Below are 18,368 nucleotides of genomic sequence, written 5' to 3'. Positions count from 1 at the left end.
CGGGGAGCGGCCTTTCGCACGCACCTGGCATGACGGGCCGCCGCGGCCGGGAACGCCGACGGCCCGGCCCCCGCGAAGTGCGGGGCCGGGCCGTCAGGTGGTCCGGGTCAGCTCTCGGGCGTGACCTCGGCGGCCGGAGCCTTGGCGCGGGTGCGCCGGCGGACCGGCTTGGCCTCGCCCTCGACGACCGGAGCGTCCGTCGCGTCCACGGCCGGCTTGGCCGCGGCGGCCTTGCGGGTCCGCTTCGGCTTGGCCGGGGCGTCCGCGGCGGGCTCCTCCGCCGGCTTCGCGGCGGCGGTGCTCTTGCGGGCGCGCTTGGGCTTGACCGGGGCATCCTCGGCCGGGGCGTCCGGCGCGTCCGTGGCGGGCTTGGCCGCGGCGGCCTTACGGGTGCGCTTCGGCTTGGCCGGAGCGGCCTCGTCACTCACCGGAGCGACACCCTCGGCGGTGTCCACGGCAGCCTCCGCGGCCTTCGCGGCAGCGCTCTTGCGGGTCCGCTTGGGCTTGACCGGAGCGGCGTCCTCGGCCGGTGCGGTGTCCACCACGGCCTGCACGCTCTCCACCGCGGTCTCCGCGGCGGCCTTGGCGGCGCCCCGGGTGCGGCGGCGCGGCTTGGCGGGCGCCTCGACGGCGTCCGTCACGGCGACCGCCTCGGCGGCGACGGCGGTGCCCTCGGCCGTGGCGACCGCGGCCGCCTCACCGTTCTCGGGGCGCGCGGCACGGGTGCGGCGGCGGCGCGGCTTGGCCGGGGCCTCCGTCGCGTCACCGGCCGGTGCGCTCTGTGCCGGTGCGACCGCGGCCGCGTCGGCGACCTTGTCCGCGACCTCGGACGCCTGCACGGCGGCCGGCGCGCCTGCGCCGCCCTGCGCGGCACCACGGGTCCGGCGGCGGCGCCGCGGCTGGCGTGCCTCGGTGCCCTCGGCGGTGTTCAGCGAGCCGGTGGCCTTGGCCTCGGGCGCGCCGTCCAGCGGCGTACCGCCACGGGTGCGGCGGCGCTGGCGCGGGGTGCGGGTGCGCTGCGGGCGCTCCTCCACCACCTCGGCGGCAGCGGCGGCCTTGCGCGGGCCGCCGCGGCCGCGGCCGCCGGTCTCGCCCAGGTCCTCGACCTCTTCCGCGGCCAGGCCGGCGCGGGTGCGCTCGGCACGCGGCAGCACGCCCTTGGTGCCCTGCGGGATCTTCAGCAGCTCGTAGAGGTGCGGGGAGGTCGAGTAGGTCTCCTCCGGCTCGTCGAACGGGAGGTCCAGCGCCTTGTTGATCAGCTTCCAGCGCGGGATGTCGTCCCAGTCGACGAGCGTGACGGCGGTGCCCTTGGCGCCCGCGCGGCCCGTACGGCCGATGCGGTGCAGGTAGGTCTTCTCGTCCTCGGGGGACTGGTAGTTGATGACGTGCGTCACACCCTCGACGTCGATGCCGCGGGCGGCGACGTCGGTGCAGACCAGGACGTCGACCTTGCCGTTGCGGAAGGCGCGCAGCGCCTGCTCGCGGGCGCCCTGGCCGAGGTCGCCGTGCACCGCGCCGGACGCGAAGCCGCGCTTGGCGAGCTGGTCGGCGATGTCGGCAGCGGTCCGCTTGGTACGGCAGAACACCATCGCCAGGCCGCGGCCGTCGGCCTGGAGGATGCGCGAGACCATCTCCGGCTTGTCCATGGAGTGGGCGCGGAAGATGTGCTGGGTGGTGTTGGCGACGGTCTGGCCCTCGTCGTCCGGCGCGGCGGCGCGGATGTGCGTGGGCTGCGACATGTAGCGGCGGGCCAGCGAGATGACCTGGCCGGGCATCGTCGCGGAGAAGAGCATCGTCTGCCGCTTGGTCGGCAGCAGCTGGATGATCCGCTCGACGTCGGGAAGGAAGCCCAGGTCCAGCATCTCGTCGGCCTCGTCCAGGACCAGGCTCTTGACCTCGGAGAGGTTGAGCTTGCGCTGGCCCGCGAGGTCGAGCAGTCGGCCCGGGGTGCCGACGACGACGTCGACGCCCTTCTTCAGGGCCTCGACCTGCGGCTCGTAGGCACGGCCGCCGTAGATGGCGAGCACGCGGACGTTACGCACCTTGCCGGCCGTGAGGAGGTCGTTGGTGACCTGCTGGCAGAGCTCGCGGGTCGGCACGACGACGAGGGCCTGCGGCGCCTCGGTCAGCTGCTCGGGCTTGGCGCGGCCCACCTCGACATCCGCCGGGACGGTGACGCGCTCCAGCAGGGGCAGGCCGAAACCCAGGGTCTTGCCGGTGCCGGTCTTGGCCTGGCCGATGACGTCGCTGCCGGAGAGGGCAACGGGGAGCGTCATCTCCTGGATGGGGAAGGGGGAAACGATGCCGACTGCCTCAAGGGCTTCGGCGGTCTCGGGGAAAATCCCGAGCTCTCGGAACGTAGACAGAATCTTGCCTCTTCTGTGAGACGCGGCGTGAGGCGGCGAAGGGGGTCGTACCGCACCTTCGTACGGGTTCGTACGGGGGCCGGCTTGATACAGCCGGATGGTGCGGGACCACTGCCAACGCTCAGGCACTCCAGCCGCGAGCGGTGTCCCTCTTGCGGTCCGTACGTCTGGGTACGCGCCGCGGGGGAGGGCGGTCGGTTTGGAGCCGATCGGGCCACCGACCGGGCATCCGCATTCGTGGAACGACCCACCGATACTCGGCGGGCCAATACCACTGTACCCCGGATGAGGCGCGGCACCCGAAGGCTTGTATGAGTGAGGAATTCATCACGTCCTGCGGGACACCGCGCCGCGGGCCCCGCACGGTGTGCCCGGGTGGCTGACCAGGGCCTTCCCAGGGCGGCCGAGCGGGCTATTGTGCCCGTCATGGAGACGCCTGACAACGCCGCTGCTGACGCGCAAGAACACACCGGGATCGCCGCCCAGAACTGGGCGCAGGCATCCGCCGACCCGCACTACCGCGCGGCCGTGATCGACCTGCTCGGCGCGCTCGCGTACGGCGAGCTGTCCGCCTTCGAGCGGCTGGCCGAGGACGCCAAGCTCGCGCCGACGATGGACGACAAGGCCGAACTGGCCAAGATGGCATCGGCCGAGTTCCACCACTTCGAGCGGCTGCGGGAGCGGCTGGCGCAGATCGAGGCGGAGCCGAACGAGGCGATGGAGCCGTTCGCCGCCGCGCTGGACGAGTTCCACCGCCAGACCGCGCCGTCGGACTGGCTGGAGGGCCTGGTCAAGGCGTACGTCGGTGACTCGATCGCCAGTGACTTCTACCGCGAGGTGGCGGCCCGGCTGGACTCCGACACCCGCGGCCTGGTGCTGGCCGTTCTCGACGACACCGGCCACGCGTCGTTCGCCGTCGAGAAGGTCCGTGCCGCGATCGAGGCCGAGCCGCGCGTCGGCGGGCGCCTCGCGCTCTGGGCGCGGCGGCTGATGGGCGAGGCGCTGTCCCAGGCGCAGCGGGTCGTGGCGGACCGTGACTCGCTCTCCACGATGCTGGTCGGCGGCGTGGCGGACGGCTTCGACCTGGCCGAGGTCGGCCGGATGTTCTCGCGGATCACCGAGGCGCACACCAAGCGGATGGCGGCGCTCGGGCTCGCGGCGTAACAGGACGAGGTACGGCGAAGGACCGGTGACCCGCGGGTCACCGGTCCTTCGCCGTACGGAGCCCGACCGTCCGAGGGCTGCCCTGGGTCCTCAGGCGGTGCGGTGGCTCTTCAGCGCCGTGGCGCCGCGCCGTCCCGGGCGGAGCAGCACCGAGAGCAGGGCCGCGCTCATGGCGATCGCGGCGACCAGCACCTGGGCGGGGTATCCGGGGCCGAGGATGGAGCGGGTCAGCAGCGCGCCGAACAGTGCGGCGGCCGGGCCCGTGGCGAGCGTCAGGGTGCGCGCGGGAAACCGGTCGGACAGCCATCGCATGGCGGACAGGGCGATGACGAAGCCGACGATCACGGCGCCGAGCGCTTCCCAGATCATGCTGTTCCCTCCCGCGTGACAGGCCGATCGGTCGAACAAATCGGTCGTAGGCGGTCGTACCCAGGGGGTATGCCCGGCAACCCTCCTGTCGGGCAAGCCGTGCCTGATCAGAGCAGCCGCGATGACACGAACGGCGGCAGCCGGGCCGTCCGCGGCCGGGCACAAGCGGAATGCGGGCGGGCAGCGGAGCGCCCGGGGGAGGGGCCGAACGACGCGAGCGGCGGCCCGGGGAGGGAACTCCCCCGGGCCGCCGCTCGCGACAACTGCGGGCGCCGCATGCGGCGCCCCCCGCTCAGAGCGCGCCGAACCCGACCTTGCGGGCCGTCTGCTCGCCGATCTCGACGTAGGCCAGACGGTCCGCCGGGACCAGGACCTTGCGACCGTGGTCGTCCACCAGGCTCAGCAGCTGTGACTTGCCGCCCAGCGCGTCAGCCACCGCGCGTTCGACCTCTTCGGCAGACTGCCCGCTCTCCAGAACGATCTCGCGGGGTGCGTGCTGCACGCCGATCTTGACCTCCACGGCTTATGTCCCTCCGACGGTCTGGGTGTCCCCCGGCGTCAGCTGGGGGAGGGTGCGCGGTCATCCGCGCCGTACGCAGCACACATTAGCCCGGCGCGGGGGTCGGCAGGACGCCTTGGGGCACGCCCGCAGCGAACACGCGCGCCCCCCGGCGGCGAACACGCGCGACGCCGGCCGCGGCACAAGGCCGCGACCGGCGTCGCATAGGGTCACGGGTGGTCCGGACGGGTCAGTGGGCGTCCGAGCCGTGCAGCGGGAAGCCGGCGATGCCCTTCCAGGCGAGCGAGGTCAGCAGCTGCACCGCGTTGTCGCGGGGGACCTTGCTCCCCGAGGAGAGCCAGTAGCGCGCGACCACCTGCGAGACGCCGCCCAGGCCCACGGCGAGCAGCATCGATTCGTCCCGCGACAGGCCGGTGTCCTCGGCGATCACCGCGCTGATGGCCTCGGCGCACTCCAGCGAGACCTTGTCCACCCGCTCGCGGACGGCCGGCTCATTGGTGAGGTCCGACTCGAAGACCAGGCGGAAGGCGCCGCCCGGGTCCTCGACATAGGCGAAGTAGGCGTCCATCGTCGCCGCGACCCGCTGCTTGTTGTCGGTCGTCGACGCCAGCGCCGTCCGCACCGAGTGCAGCAGGGACTCGCAGTGCTGGTCGAGCAGGGCGAGGTAGAGGTCGAGCTTGCCGGGGAAGTGCTGGTAGAGCACCGGCTTGCTGACGCCCGCCCGCTCGGCGATGTCGTCCATGGCGGCCGCGTGGTAGCCCTGCGCGACAAAAACTTCCTGGGCCGCGCCCAGAAGCTGATTGCGCCTGGCTCGGCGTGGCAGGCGTGTGCCCCGCGGGCGTGCCGCCTCGGTCTGCTCGATGGCGCTCACGCTGCCTCCCAGAAGTGGTTCCGTACGCGGCGCACGCAAGATGGTGCGTCACGCCCGCCATCGTACTTTTGGGTAATGCGGCTGTGCGTCGTCGGAGGTGAGAATTTCGCTCCGTGGACGCCGCTCGAAGCTGACATAACAGCCCAGGTCATCGGTATTCGTCTTCGTTGAGCTCCACGACGCGGGCCTGCTCCGCGAGATCCGCCTCGTTCGCGGAGGCCGGGTCGGCGTCGGAGAGGGCCTCGTCCCACTGCGCCTCGACGTCTGCGTGCTGTTCCACGGCATCGTTCTCGGGCGCTTCCACATCGATCTCCGTCGCGTCGTTCACGTCGTCCTCGCCCTCGAAAGCTTCCGGATCGGTCGGGTCGACGGGCATGGTGGCTCCCTCCCTCGCACGGGCATCAAGCAGGGGCCGGGCAGCGTGCCCTTGCTACGAGCCTAGGAGAGTGACCGCGGCAGCGCGATGCGGTGTGTGACAGCGAACACACAATCGGCCGCGTGATCATCTCGTAACATCGTGCCCATGTCTTCGACCGAGTCGCCGGACACCCGGGCCGCCCTCCCGGTCCCGCCAGCCGGACCGGGCCCCCGGGCGGGTGGCGCGGGCGAGACGGTGCGATCCGTGAACCTGCCCGGCCTGACGGTCACCGTGCGGTCGCCGGACGGCACGGCCCCGGGCCGGCGCGAGGGCTCCGGCCCCCGCGAGCCCGCCCTGTTCGTCCACGGCCTCGGCGGCTCCTCGCAGAACTGGTCCGCCCTGATGCCGCTGCTCGCCGACCGGGTGGACGGCGAGGCGCTCGACCTGCCCGGCTTCGGCTACTCACCCCCGCCGGACGACGGCGTCTACTCCGTCTCCGCGCAGGCGCGCGCGGTCATCCGCTATCTCGACACCACCGGGCACGGGCCGGTGCACCTCGTCGGCAATTCCATGGGCGGCGCCGCGGTCACCCGGGTGGCAGCCGTCCGCCCGGACCTCGTCCGCACCCTGACCCTGATCTCGCCCGCGCTTCCCGAGCTGCGGCCGCAGCTGTCGGCGGTGCCGACCGCGCTGCTCGCCGTCCCCGGCATCGCCCGGCTCTTCAGCCGGCTCACCCGCGAATGGACGCCCGAGCGCCGCACCCGCGAGGTGCTCTCGCTCTGCTACGGCGACCCCGGCCGGGTCACCCCCGAGGGCCTGACCTCGGCCGTCGACGAATACGCACGGCGCCTCGAACTCCCTTATTTCTGGGAGGTGATGGAGCGTTCCGCGCGCGGACTGGTGGACGCCTACACCCTCGGCGGGCAGCACAATCTGTGGCGGCAGGCCGAACGGGTGCTCGCCCCCACTCTCCTCGTCTACGGTGGACGCGATCGCCTGGTCGGCTACCGGATGGCCCGGCGGGCGGCCGCGGCGTTCCGCGGGGCGCGGCTGCTGACGCTGCCGGAGGCGGGACACGTGGCGATGATGGAATACCCGGAGGCGGTGGCGCGGGCCTTCCGCGAGCTGCTCGACAGCGATGTGACCGAGAAGACCGCCGACGCGGGCAGGAGCTGACACGCCCAGTGGGACGCCATAGCCGCCGCCGGCCGGAGAATCCAGCAGACACACCGGGGCCCGCCGATCCGTACGGCGTGCCCGACATGCACAGTGCGCCCGACCCGGATGCCCGGCCGGGCGCCGACGGCCGCGGCGCCTCCCCGGGGCCGGGGCGGCGTCGGCGCGGCCGGGCGGAGGGCGACGGATGGCCGTCCGGGCCTTCGGGCTCCGGCGAGCCCGGCCGTGGCGGATCCGGTAGCGGGTCATGGGAGCCCGGTACGCGCGGCGGCCACCCCGAACAGCGGGAGCCCGGCGGCGGCTGGGGCGCGTCCCCGGCGTCCGGCGGACCCCGCATCCCGCGGCCCCGGGCGGCCGAGCCCGAGGCCGGCGCGAGGCACGGCGCTGCCGGGGCAACCGGATTCGGCCCGGCAGGCGGGCCGCGCTCCGGCGCGCGCGTCCCCGACGGCTTCGGCGGGCCCGCCATCGGCGGACTCGTCACCCCGCTCGCCCCGCAGGGCGCGCCGGGGCCGCGGCGCGAATATGTGGAGGCTTTCGCGGACGACGACGTCTTCCGGGCCGGTGCGCCCGGCGCGGGCCGGGGCGCGGGACCGCACGGCGACGACGGCGAAACCCGGGACGGCGTGCCGCCCGGCGGGCGGTTCACCGGACGGTCGGTCGTCTTCGACCGCGAGTCCGACCAGGACACCGAGGCCGACGACCAGGACCCGCGCGCCGGGTTCGGCGCGGACGGCATGGACGAGGACGGCGAGACGGAGCCGGCCCCGCTGCACGGCGCCGAGGCGATGCGAGCCGCCAAAAAGGGCGCCAAGGGGCGGACGTTCACCGGCGCGGCGGCGGCCGCCGTGACGACGGTGCTTGCCGTGGTCATCGCCGGACAGGTCGCCGAGCAGCACAAGGACGGCGACGTACAGCCCCGCAGCGGCCCGGACAGGGCGGACGGTCTCGACGACGCCGCCCCGACGCAGGCCCCTGCCAAGCCGGACGCCAAGCCCGCCTCGTACGCCCAGAAGATGGCGCAGGCCTTTCCGCTCGACCCGAAGCTGACGGCCGACGGGACGTTCACCCCGGCCGGCGGCGACGCGAAGGCACCCGGCCGCGGGCAGGTGCTGCGCTACCGCGTCGACATCGAGGACGGAATGCCCCTGGACGGTGAGCTGTTCGCCCAGGCGGTGCACAAGACCCTCAACGACGAACGCAGTTGGGCGCACGGCGGTCAGCGCGCCTTCCAGCGGGTGGGCTCGGGCGACGCCGATTTCGTGATCACGCTCGCGAGCCCGGGGACGACCGCGAAGTGGTGCGCGAAGTCCGGTCTGGACACCACCCAGGACAACGTCTCCTGTGACTCGGCGGCCACCGACCGCGTCATGATCAACGCCTACCGCTGGGCGCAGGGCGCCAAGACCTACGGCCGGAACGAGATGTTCGCCTACCGTCAGATGCTGATCAACCACGAGGTCGGCCACCGGCTGGGGCACAACCACGAGGGCTGCAGCCGGCAGGGCGCCCTCGCGCCCGTGATGATGCAGCAGACGAAGTTCCTGACCACGGACGGCGCCACCTGCCGGCCCAACTCCTGGCCGTTCCCGACGCAACGCTGACCTTCCGGGACGGCGCGCGGCCGCTCTCGTCGGAAGCCGCCCGTGCGCGCACGGGTCCCATCGCGGGGTGTCGGCCGCTGTCGCCGTGCCGCAGAGCGGCCGTCGACCGGTTGTACGACGCCTTCCGCAGGGGCCTCCCGGCAGCCACCGGAGGCCGTTTCGGGCGCCCGCCCCGCAGGTCGCGGCCCGCCGGGTCCGCTACGCACGGTGCCTTGCCCCTCACATAGCGCGTTGAAACGCGCCCCGAAGGGGAAAGTTACGCGCGTTCACCCCTTTTGGTGGTGCGATGGACAACCGTCCATCGCACCACCGGCCCCTTTGCGTAGCTTCTTCCTGCAGGTGGCGGCGAGTCCGCCGCGCCAAGGACGCCGATATGGGAGGACGGGGGTGCACTCGTGCGCATCGGAATGCTCACCGAGGGTGGTTACCCGTATGCATCCGGTGAGTCGCGCGTGTGGTGCGACCGGCTCGTGCGCGGGCTCACCGGCCATGAATTCGAGATCTACGCCCTGAGCACCGACCCCCGCCAGGAGGCCCGCGGCCGGGTCGAACTGCCCCCGCACGTCGGGCTGGTGCGCAGCGCGCCGCTGTGGGGCGAGTTCCCCGAGGAGCACCGCAGACATCCCGAGGAGCGCCGGGGCCGCGGCGCGGGCCGGCGACAACGCCGTGCCTTCGCCGAGCACTTCGGCAACCTCACCGCGGCGTTCACCCCGGTGCACACCCCGGACGCGACCGGCGGCCCGCAGTCCGCCACCGACACCGCGAACGGGCAGGCGGACCGTTTCGCCACCGGTCTCTACGGGCTCGCCGAACTGGCCCGCGAACACGGCGGACTCCCCGCACTGCTCCGCTCCGAGGAAGCCGTACGCCTCCTGGAGCGCGCCTGCCGCGCTCCCCGCGGGCTGCCCGCCGCCCAGGGCGCACAGATCCAGGACCTGCTCGCCGTCACCGAGCAGCTGGAAATCGCCCTGCGTCCGCTGTCGCTGGACTGGTACGGCGACAACTGCCGCGACAGCGGCGGCGAGGACGACCGAGGCCGCGGGCTCGGCGGTGTGGAACTCTGCCACGCCACCTCCGCCGGGGCGGCGGCCCTCCCCGGCCTGTTGGCCAAACGCTTCTTCGGTACCCCGCTGCTGGTCACCGAGTACGGCGTACGGCTGCGGGAGCACTACCTCGCGCGCGCCGCATCCCCCCTGACCGCCCCGGTGCGCGCCCTGCTCGCCGCCTTCCAGGGGGCCTTGACCGCCGAGACCTACGCCCGGGCGGCGCTGATCACGCCGGGCAACACCCACGCGAGGCGCTGGCAGGAGCGCTGCGGCGCCGACCGGGCCAGGCTGCGCACGGTCTACCCCGGCATGGACGCCCGCCGCTTCGCCGCCGTCCCGGACGCCGCGGCCGACGACTCCAAGACCCTGGTGTGGGTCGGCGCCATCGAACCCGCCAAGGACATCGTCGCCCTGTTGCACGCCTTCGCCGAGATCCGCAAGGCCGAGCCGGACGCCACGCTGCGGATCGTCGGCGGGCCGGGCCGCGATCCGCAGGCCCCCGGCTATCTCGCGCACTGCCGGGCCCTGGCCGCCCAACTGTTCCCCGACGAGGCCGCCGACGCCCGTACCGTCGGCGAGAACCCGGTCAGCTTCGAGGAGATCGGCAGCCCGGAGGTGCCGACCCCGGAGGACGCCTACGCGTCCGGTGCGGTGGTGGTGCTCTCCAGCGTCATCGAGGGCTTTCCCCGCTCCCTGGTCGAGGCGATGTTCTGCGGTCGGGCCACGGTCTCGACCGACGTCGGCGCGGTCTGCGAGGCCATCGGCGGCACCGGTCTGGTGGTCCCGCCGCGCAACCCCCGGGCCCTCGCCGACGCCTGCCGGGCGCTGCTCGGCGACCCGGCCCGCAGGGCACGGCTCGGTGCCGCGGCCCGTGCGCGGGCGCTGGAGCTGTTCACGGTCGAGCAGAACGTCGCGGCATTTCGTGGCATCTACCTGGAGCTGATGTCGCGCGCTCCCGGCCGCGCGGCGGAGTCCGGCGCGCTGGACGCCCACGGTGTGCCGCACCCCTTCGCCCGCCCCGCGGAGTCCCACGTCCCCGGCCGCTGGGCCGCGCCCGGTGCGGCCACCCGCGCCGCGTCGGCCGGGCGCACACCGAGCTGGGCGACGCCCGAGGCGGAGCGCGCGGCGGTGCGGACGCTACGGGCGACGGCCGAGCACCCGGGCGGGGGAGCGGTGCCGTCCGCGAGAACGGCGGAGCCGCTGGGCGCGTACGGCGAGGCCGGTGCGTACTGCGAGCGCGGCGCGGGCCCTGCCGACGGCGGGGCGCCGAGGCGTGCGGGTGCCGGTCAAGGCGCCGCCGACGGTTCGCGGGACGGCGACGGCTTCTCCCTCTTCGCGGGGGACGCTCCCGCGGCCGGTGTGCCGGTCGGAGCCGGCGGCTTCCCGGCGCCCGGGCGAACGGCGGGCCCATGAGCGGACGCGAGGAGCCGCGGCCCGCGCGCGGGCCGGACCGATATCGGCCCGGCGCGGCGGACGACGAACAAAGACCAGAGGCGATGAGGCGGACGTGGTGAGCGTGATGGACATGACGGTGGTGACGGGCGTGCTGGACGTGGTGTGTGCCGTGGGCGTGATCGGCGTGGCGTTGGCGACGGGTATGACGGATGTGGCGCACGGCCATCGCAGAGCCGCCGGCCGGGCAGCCCTCCCCGTCTGCACCGGAGTGCGCCCGGCCCTGGCCGGCCGCATGCGCCCGGCGGCCCGTCCGCCGCGGCGCCGCGCCGCCCTCTCCTGTTCGGCCCAAGCCGTCCGCGCCCAGGCCACAGGGACAGGAAGAGGAGACACGGCATGACCGCGCCCCGAACACAGCGCACCGCGCCCGGCGACGGCCCCCTCACCCCCCGGGGCCACGGCGTCCGGGACGGCCGGTCCGCCGCTCCGATCGGCACGATCGACACCGACGACCGGCCCGCCACACCCACGGCCGGCCTGGACGGTCAGCAGTCCGCGGCGCCCTCCCCGCCACCGGCCACCCGCAAGGAACCCGCCGCGCGACCGCCCCGCCGCGGCCCCGCCGACCCCGTCAGGGCCCTGATGCACCGCCACCAGGAACTGTGCGCACGCGCCGTCGACGCACTGGAGATCGCCGCGGGCCTGGAGGCACACGGCGTCACCGACCGCACCGCCGCACGCTGCCGGCACCGCGACGTCTTCTCCCTCGCCGAAGAGCTCTACGCCCGGGTCCCGCGCGCCGAGCCCGCCCCCGTCGCCGCGCCCCGGCCGGAGCCCGCCCCCCGCTCCCGCAGCGTGCGCGCCGTCCTGCACCTCCTGCCCGGCGCCGTCTGCGCGGCCGCCGTCGCCGCACTCGCCTCCGCAGCCCCCACCACCTGGTGGACCCGGCCCGCGGTCGCCCTCGCCGGCGTCGTCCTGGTCGCCCTCGCGGTGCGCCTGAGCGTACGGTCCGGTCCCCTGCGGGCACGCCGGCACGGCGCCTCCGCGACACCGTGGATCTGCTGGACCGCCGGCTACGCCCTCTGCGGCGACTGGCTGCTGACGGAACTGCTGGCCGGCGGCCCGGACCTGCCGCACGCACACCCCCACCCGGCCGTCGCCACCGCCGTGGCACTCGCCTTCGCGGTCGCCCCCGCGGCCTGGTGCGCCCGCTTCTTCGCGGTACGCGGCAGGCGCGGCCTCGCCACCAGCCGCGGACTCGGCGAACTCGCCGCACGGGTACGGCCGTTACTGCTCGGTGCCACCGGACTCTTCCTCACGGCACAGGTCGCGCTGCTCGTCGGCACGGGGCTGCTCCTCGGGGGCACCGGCGCGAGGGAGATCGCCGCGGCCACCGCCCTGGGCGTGCTGCTCTTCCTCGCCCGGCTGCTCACCGTGCACGGCTTCCGCGACGCGGCCGCGGCGGGGCTCGCCTCGGCCGCCGCCCTGGAAGCACTCGCCGTGGTCACCGTCCTCACCGCCCGGCTCCCGGGCCTCGCCCCGCTCGGCCGCCCGGTGGAGGCGCTGACCACGGCCGCGGGACCGGCCGCCGTCCCCGCCGTGGCCTGCACCGCCGCCGCACTCGGCCTGCTCCTGTACGGCCTGCGCGCGCTGACCGGAGCCTGGGCGCACTCGCCCGCCCCGGCCGCGGAGGCGGACCGGCCGTGACCCTCGGGATATCCCTCGGCCCCCACACCGCCGCGGCACCCCGCACGAACCGCCCTCACGGGCCCCCACACCACGCACCACCCCCGAAACGGCGCCCCGCCTCCGCCGCTTCGCCCCCTTCGCCGCAGAACCCACCCCCCACGTGGCCGCCCCCAGGGCGGACGCGGAACCCGCGGCCGAAGCCGACGCACCACTTCCCATCCGCCATAGGAGCGCGACACATGAACGTCCACCCGACCACACGCCACGGGCACCGGGGGGTTGCACGATGAGGGTGCTGCTCATCGGCGCGAACGGCTACCTCGGCCGCTACGTCGCCGACCGTCTGCTCGCCGACCCGGCCGTCCAGCTCACCGCCCTCGGGCGGGGCGACGACGCCGACGTCCGCTTCGACCTGGCCACCGGCAGCCCCGGCGCGCTCACCCGCTTCCTCGACGCCGTCCACCCCGGCGTCGTCGTCAACTGCGCGGGCGCCACCCGCGGCGGCGCCCGCGACCTGACCCGCCACAACACCGTCGCGGTCGCCACCATCTGCGAGTCGCTGCGCCGCAGCGGCTGCGGCGCCCGGCTCGTCCACCTGGGCTGCGCCTCCGAGTACGGGCCCTCGCAGCCCGGCTCCTCCACCGCGGAGGACGCCGTGCCCCGCCCCGGAGGGCCGTACGGCGTGAGCAAACTGGCCGCCACCGAGCTGGTCCTGGGCTCCGGCCTCGACGCCGTCGTGCTGCGGGTCTTCTCACCGGTGGGCCCCGGCACCCCGGCCGGCTCACCGCTCGGCCGGCTCGCCGAGGCCATGCGCCGTGCCATGCAGGCCAACGACAGCGAGCTGAAACTCGGCGGTCTCGGCGTCCAGCGGGACTTCGTCGACGTCCGCGACATCGCCCGCGCGGTGCACGCCGCCTCGCTCTCCGCGGCGCAGGGCGTCGTCAACATCGGCACCGGCCGCGCCGTACGGCTGCGCGAGGCCGCGTCCGTCCTCGCCCGCGTCGCCGGGTTCGCCGGCTCGCTGCACGAACTCGACTCACCGCCCGCGCGGCTGGTCATCCCCGGCCCGTCCGCCGAACACCCGGCAGGCGCACCGCCCGCCACCTATCCCTACCCCGACGGCTGCGGCACCTGGCAGCAGGCGGACGTGCGCACCGCGCGCGACCGGCTCGGCTGGCGCCCGCGGATCGGCCTGGAGGAGTCCCTCGCCGACATCTGGATGGAGGCCGCATGTCGTATCTGAGCACCCCCGCGGACACCACCCGCGCCCCGACCGGCACCGGCCCGCTCGGCGTCGGGGTGCCGGGCTTCGCCCACCCGCTGCTCGCGCCCACCGAATGGGCCGAACTGCTCCGCTGCTCACGCGGGTTCGTACTGCCGCCGGAACCCCTACGGGACCGGCCCGGCCACGGCTACGTCCCGGTGGCACCGGTGCACTGGGCGGTGCTCAACGTCTCCAACGGCCCCGGCGCGCGCCCCGACCCGCACTGCATGCCCGCCGCCGCCCGCCTTCGCGAGACGGGTGTCCGGCTGCTGGGACACCTCGACACGGGGCGCGGTGCGCGCCCCTTCGGCGAGCTGATCTCCGACGCCCACCGCTATCTGGAGTGGTACAAGGTGGACGGCTTCTGGATGGACCGCTGTCCCACGGACCGGACACTGCTGCCCCAGACCCGGCGGATCGCCACCACCCTGCGCACGCTCCTCGACGACTCGTACCTCGTCTTCGGGCACGGCTCGCACCCGTTCCCCGGCTATGCCGAGTCCGCCGACCAGCTGGTCACCTTCACCGGAGCCTGGGCCGACTACCGCTGGTCACAGGTGGCCGAGTGGACCGCCGACTACCCGCCGGAGCGGTTCTGCCACCTCGTCCACGGCGTGCCGCGGACGCATCTGGACGAGGCGCTGCGGATCGCGCGCTGGCAGGGCGCCGGCACGGTGTACTTCACCGACCGCCGTGACCAGGGCGGAAATGCCTGGGAGTCGCTGCCCGGCTACTGGGACGAATTCGTCTCGCGCATCGGACCGGGTGTCTCGGAATGAAGAAGGGCGTGGCAGTGTTACGGGAAGAACCATCGTATTGAGATCGACCAATCCCTTGTTGAGGTCTTCTGTGTCGCTGCCACCCCTGGTCGAGCCAGCTACTGAGCTCACCGTCGACGAGGTCCGCAGGTACTCCCGCCACCTGATCATCCCCGACGTCGGGATGGACGGGCAGAAGCGGCTGAAGAACGCCAAGGTGCTGTGTGTCGGCGCCGGTGGCCTGGGCTCGCCCGCGCTGATGTATCTGGCCGCGGCCGGCGTCGGCACGCTGGGCATCGTGGAGTTCGACGAGGTCGACGAGTCGAACCTCCAGCGCCAGATCATCCACAGCCAGGCCGACATCGGCCGCGGCAAGGCCGTGTCCGCCAAGGACACCGTCCTGGGCATCAACCCGCACGTCACGGTCAATCTGCACGAAGAGCGGCTGGACTCCACGAACGTCATGGAGATCTTCGCCGAGTACGACCTGATCGTGGACGGCACGGACAACTTCGCCACCCGCTACCTGGTCAACGACGCCTGCGTGCTGCTGAACAAGCCGTACGTCTGGGGTTCGATCTACCGCTTCGACGGCCAGGCGTCGGTGTTCTGGAGCGAGCACGGCCCCTGCTACCGCTGCCTGTACCCGGAGCCCCCGCCGCCCGGCATGGTCCCCTCCTGCGCCGAGGGCGGCGTGCTGGGTGTGCTGTGCGCCTCCATCGGCTCCATCCAGGTCAACGAGGCCATCAAGCTTCTCGCGGGCATCGGCGACCCCCTCGTCGGCCGCCTGATGATCTACGACGCGCTGGAGATGACCTACCGGCAGGTCAAGGTCCGCAAGGACCCCGACTGCGCGGTCTGCGGCGAGAACCCGACCGTCACCGAGCTCATCGACTACGAGGCCTTCTGCGGCGTCGTGTCCGAGGAGGCCCAGGAGGCGGCGGCCGGCTCGACGATCACTCCGAAGCAGCTCAAGGAGTGGATCGACGCCGACGAGAAGATCGACATCATCGATGTCCGCGAGCCGAACGAGTACGAGATCGTCTCGATCCCGGGCGCCCGGCTGATCCCGAAGAACGAGTTCCTGATGGGCACCGCCCTCCAGGACCTCCCGCAGGACCGGAAGATCGTCCTGCACTGCAAGACCGGTGTCCGGTCCGCCGAGGTCCTCGCGGTCCTGAAGTCCGCCGGCTTCGCCGACGCGGTGCATGTCGGTGGCGGCGTCATCGGCTGGGTCAACACCGTCGAGCCGGAGAAGCCGATCTACTGATCGCTTCGACGTAGCGGGCTGCGACTTCTGGTCGCAGCCCGCTTTTTGCTGCCTGGACGCCGTTGGCGGCGTCGTCCGAGCGGTAGGGGGCCTTGCCCGCCTCAGCCGCGCATTAGGGTGAGCTGCTGTCGGACGGCGGCGGTCACCCGGGGCTCGTCGTCGGTGGCGAGGAGGTCGAGCAGGGCGCCCCGGAGTACCGCCAGGGCGAGGGTGCGGCGGGTGGCGCCGTCCTCGCCCTCCCGCTCCGACGCCGGCTGGCAGTCCGCCAGCACATCGAGCCAGTCCTGCACGGTGGCGCGGGCGAAGCCGGCCCAGGCGCCATCGGGCTCGACGAGGGAGCGGGCGTACGCCTCGGCCCACAGCCGCAGCAGCGGGCGGTGTTCGCCGGCGGCGAGCCACGCCCAGACCTGGTCGACCGCCGGTACCAGGCCGACCGGCCCGTCGGCCCGCCTGAGGTGGTCCAGGATCGCCAGCTCGTCGGTGCGCGCGCGGGCCAGCAGCGCCCGCACCAGGCCGTCCTTGTTGCCGAACAGGAACATCAGCACCCGGGTGCTGGAGCCGATGGCCTCGGCCAGCGGGCGCAGGGACAGGTCGGACAGGCCGTGGGTGAGCGCGTACCGGTAGGCGGCCTCCAGCAGCTCGACCTGCCGCGCGGACGGCGTTGGCGCTTTCGGGGGCATGCGCCTAGCCTAAAGCTACTGACACGGTCGTGTCAGTTGCGGTTCGTGAAGGATGGGCATCGGAGGGTCACCATGGCGAGGCAAGGCCGGCACCCGCACGTCGTGGTGCGCCGGGCCGACCGCCCGGGCGATCTGGGCTGGGCGGTGATGGCCCACGGAGAGGTCTACGACCGGCAGTTCGGCTGGGACGCCGGGTTCGAGGCGCTCGTGGCGAAGATCGTCGGCGAGTACGGCGCGCAGCACGACCCGGCCACCGAGGCGGCCTGGATCGCGGAGGTGGACGGCGAGCGTGCGGGCTGCGTCTTCCTGGTCGCCGGAGACGCACCAGGCGTGGCCAAGCTGCGGATTCTGCTCGTCACCCCGGCTGCCAGGGGCCTTGGCCTCGGCACCCGTCTCGTCGAGGAATGCCTGGCCTTCGCGCGTGAGGCCGGCTACCGGCGGGTGACGCTGTGGACCAACGACGTACTGGTGTCCGCGCGCAGGATCTACGAGAGTTTCGGGTTCACCCTCACCGACGAGGAGAACCACCACAGCTTCGGCCACGATCTCGTCGGCCAGAACTGGGATCTCGACCTGTACGCCCCTCGGACCGAGGGTTGAACGCGACCGCGGAGGTGCCGGCATGAGCGAGAGTGATCAGCAGCGGCTCGAACGTCCCGTCTTCGACGCCCACTTGCACATCATCGACCCGCGGTTCCCGCTGGTCGAGAACGACGGCTATCTGCCGGCGGCGTTCACCGTCGAGCAGTATCGCGAGCGCGTCGCCGGACTCGGGATCCGCGGCGGCGCGGTGGTCTCGGGGTCTTTCCAGGGCTTCGACCAGGGCTATCTGCAAGCCGCGCTGACCGCGCTCGGCCCCGCCTACGCCGGGGTCACGCAGGTCCCGGCCACGGTGACGGACGAGGAGATCTCCCGCCTCGACGCCGCCGGGGTACGGGCGGTCCGCTTCAACGTACGCCGCGGCGGATCGGCCACACTCGACACGCTGGACCGGCTCGCCCGCCGCGTCCACGACGTGGCCGGCTGGCACACCGAGCTCTACATCGACGCACGTGACCTGCCTGACCTGACGTCGACCCTGACGGCACTGCCCGCGGTCAGCATCGACCACCTCGGCCTGCACCGCGAGGGGTTGCCGCACCTGCTGAAGCTGGTCGAGAAGGGCGTCAAGGTCAAGGCCACGGGATTTGGACGCGTGGACCTCGACCCGGCCGACACCATGACCGCCATCATGAAGGCCGATCCCACCGCGCTGATGGTCGGCACCGATCTCCCGTCCACGCGCGCCCGCCGCCCGTTCGCGGACGCCGACTTCGGGCTCATCGTGCGGACCGTCGGTGAGGAACACGCCGACGCGGTCCTGTGGAGCAACGCCGCCGCGTTCTACCGGCTCCCCGAGCCCGAGGGACTCGGCACGGCAGGGGACCGCAGGCCCTCGGACCGAGGCGGCAGATGACCCGGCCTGGCTAGGATCCCCCCGGGTCGAGGAGGAGTCATGGCGCTGGGCCGCAAGGGAGCACGACGCATCGTTGTCGACGGCACGGCCTACCGCTGGCGACTGCGACGCAGGCCGACCTACGCCCAGTCCCTGGCCTGGACACCGTGCAGGTTCGCGGTCGAGCACGCGGACGCCGCCGGCGCACCGCTCGTGGTCACCACCAACCAGCCGCATCCGGGCAATTGGCTCGGACGTGAGGCCGGTCCCGTCCTGCCGTCGGACGTCGCCCGCGCCATCGAGGCGGCCCTTCGCGAGGGATGGAACCCCACGGCGCCCGGCCCGCCGTTCCACCTTGACTGGTCCGAAGGCTTCACGCCGTCGCCCTGAGCACCCTGCGGCGCCCCGC

Annotated in this window: 18 protein-coding genes; 12 read left to right on the top strand and 6 right to left on the bottom strand. The window is 73.6% G+C overall.

Annotated elements, in window-relative coordinates; translation table 11 throughout:
• Window positions 1-107 precede the first annotated feature (107 nt).
• Complete coding sequence (locus QOM21_RS13055; RefSeq protein ID WP_407550062.1) at window positions 108-2,276, bottom strand: DEAD/DEAH box helicase; 2,169 nt, start codon at window positions 2,274-2,276, stop codon at window positions 108-110.
• A 516-nt stretch (window positions 2,277-2,792) separates the two neighbouring features.
• Between QOM21_RS13055 and QOM21_RS13050 the strand changes: the two genes are divergently transcribed.
• Complete coding sequence (locus tag QOM21_RS13050) at window positions 2,793-3,530, top strand: ferritin-like fold-containing protein (RefSeq protein ID WP_407550061.1); 738 nt, start codon at window positions 2,793-2,795, stop codon at window positions 3,528-3,530.
• A gap of 90 nt (window positions 3,531-3,620) precedes the next feature.
• On the opposite strand, the gene QOM21_RS13045 is transcribed toward QOM21_RS13050, so the two are convergent.
• The 4 genes from QOM21_RS13045 to QOM21_RS13030 form a co-directional block, all read right to left on the bottom strand.
• The gene (locus tag QOM21_RS13045; protein ID WP_407550060.1) at window positions 3,621-3,899 is read right to left on the bottom strand and encodes a hypothetical protein; all 279 of its coding nucleotides are present in this window, start codon (window positions 3,897-3,899) and stop codon (window positions 3,621-3,623) included.
• 292 nt (window positions 3,900-4,191) lie between these two features.
• Window positions 4,192-4,419: a DUF3107 domain-containing protein gene (locus tag QOM21_RS13040; RefSeq protein WP_393896399.1), complete on the bottom strand. Its 228-nt coding sequence runs from the start codon at window positions 4,417-4,419 to the stop codon at window positions 4,192-4,194.
• Window positions 4,420-4,648: 229 nt separating this feature from the next.
• Window positions 4,649-5,290: a TetR/AcrR family transcriptional regulator gene (locus tag QOM21_RS13035; protein ID WP_407550059.1), complete on the bottom strand. Its 642-nt coding sequence runs from the start codon at window positions 5,288-5,290 to the stop codon at window positions 4,649-4,651.
• Window positions 5,291-5,438: 148 nt separating this feature from the next.
• Window positions 5,439-5,666 (bottom strand): hypothetical protein, encoded by a 228-nt coding sequence (locus QOM21_RS13030; protein ID WP_407550058.1) that lies wholly within the window; start codon window positions 5,664-5,666, stop codon window positions 5,439-5,441.
• Between the two features lie 147 nt (window positions 5,667-5,813).
• On the opposite strand from QOM21_RS13030, the gene QOM21_RS13025 reads away from it, so the two are divergent.
• The 8 genes from QOM21_RS13025 (at window position 5,814) to moeZ (ending at window position 15,844) form a co-directional block, all read left to right on the top strand.
• Entirely contained in the window at window positions 5,814-6,824 is a 1,011-nt protein-coding gene (locus QOM21_RS13025; RefSeq protein ID WP_407550057.1) for an alpha/beta fold hydrolase, read from the top strand.
• An 86-nt stretch (window positions 6,825-6,910) separates the two neighbouring features.
• Entirely contained in the window at window positions 6,911-8,425 is a 1,515-nt protein-coding gene (locus tag QOM21_RS13020) for a DUF3152 domain-containing protein (protein WP_407550056.1), read from the top strand.
• A 395-nt stretch (window positions 8,426-8,820) separates the two neighbouring features.
• On the top strand, window positions 8,821-10,884 hold the full coding sequence (locus QOM21_RS13015) for a DUF3492 domain-containing protein (protein ID WP_407550055.1): 2,064 nt from the start codon (window positions 8,821-8,823) through the stop codon (window positions 10,882-10,884).
• Between the two features lie 106 nt (window positions 10,885-10,990).
• Window positions 10,991-11,263, top strand: a complete 273-nt coding sequence (locus QOM21_RS13010) for a hypothetical protein (RefSeq protein WP_407555658.1) — start codon at window positions 10,991-10,993, stop codon at window positions 11,261-11,263.
• Window positions 11,260-12,570, top strand: coding sequence for a hypothetical protein (locus QOM21_RS13005; protein ID WP_407550054.1), 1,311 nt, complete (start codon window positions 11,260-11,262; stop codon window positions 12,568-12,570). The genes QOM21_RS13010 and QOM21_RS13005 overlap by 4 nt, the downstream gene beginning before the upstream one ends.
• A 268-nt stretch (window positions 12,571-12,838) precedes the next feature.
• Window positions 12,839-13,795 (top strand): NAD-dependent epimerase/dehydratase family protein, encoded by a 957-nt coding sequence (locus QOM21_RS13000; RefSeq protein WP_393896675.1) that lies wholly within the window; start codon window positions 12,839-12,841, stop codon window positions 13,793-13,795.
• Window positions 13,783-14,595, top strand: coding sequence for a spherulation-specific family 4 protein (locus QOM21_RS12995; RefSeq protein ID WP_407550053.1), 813 nt, complete (start codon window positions 13,783-13,785; stop codon window positions 14,593-14,595). The genes QOM21_RS13000 and QOM21_RS12995 overlap by 13 nt, the downstream gene beginning before the upstream one ends.
• Window positions 14,596-14,665: 70 nt before the next feature.
• A complete protein-coding gene (moeZ, locus tag QOM21_RS12990; protein WP_407550052.1) occupies window positions 14,666-15,844 on the top strand; it encodes an adenylyltransferase/sulfurtransferase MoeZ in 1,179 nt (392 codons plus the stop codon).
• Window positions 15,845-15,945: 101 nt separating this feature from the next.
• Here the strand turns inward: moeZ and QOM21_RS12985 are convergent, their stop codons facing one another.
• Window positions 15,946-16,524, bottom strand: a complete 579-nt coding sequence (locus tag QOM21_RS12985; RefSeq protein ID WP_407550051.1) for a TetR/AcrR family transcriptional regulator — start codon at window positions 16,522-16,524, stop codon at window positions 15,946-15,948.
• Between the two features lie 72 nt (window positions 16,525-16,596).
• Here QOM21_RS12985 and QOM21_RS12980 point away from each other — a divergent pair, with 72 nt between their 5' ends.
• The 3 genes from QOM21_RS12980 to QOM21_RS12970 are packed head-to-tail and all read left to right on the top strand — an operon-like array spanning window position 16,597 to window position 18,349.
• A complete protein-coding gene (locus QOM21_RS12980; RefSeq protein ID WP_407550050.1) occupies window positions 16,597-17,124 on the top strand; it encodes a GNAT family N-acetyltransferase in 528 nt (175 codons plus the stop codon).
• A 22-nt stretch (window positions 17,125-17,146) separates the two neighbouring features.
• Window positions 17,147-17,980 (top strand): amidohydrolase family protein, encoded by an 834-nt coding sequence (locus QOM21_RS12975; RefSeq protein WP_407550049.1) that lies wholly within the window; start codon window positions 17,147-17,149, stop codon window positions 17,978-17,980.
• Window positions 17,981-18,019: 39 nt separating this feature from the next.
• Entirely contained in the window at window positions 18,020-18,349 is a 330-nt protein-coding gene (locus QOM21_RS12970) for a hypothetical protein (RefSeq protein ID WP_407550048.1), read from the top strand.
• Window positions 18,350-18,368: the final 19 nt, after the last annotated feature.

It is taken from the genome of Streptomyces sp. Pv4-95 (genome assembly GCF_045782725.1).
In the GTDB taxonomy this organism is placed as follows: domain Bacteria; phylum Actinomycetota; class Actinomycetes; order Streptomycetales; family Streptomycetaceae; genus Streptomyces.
This window is presented reverse-complemented; position numbering and strand designations above follow the sequence as displayed.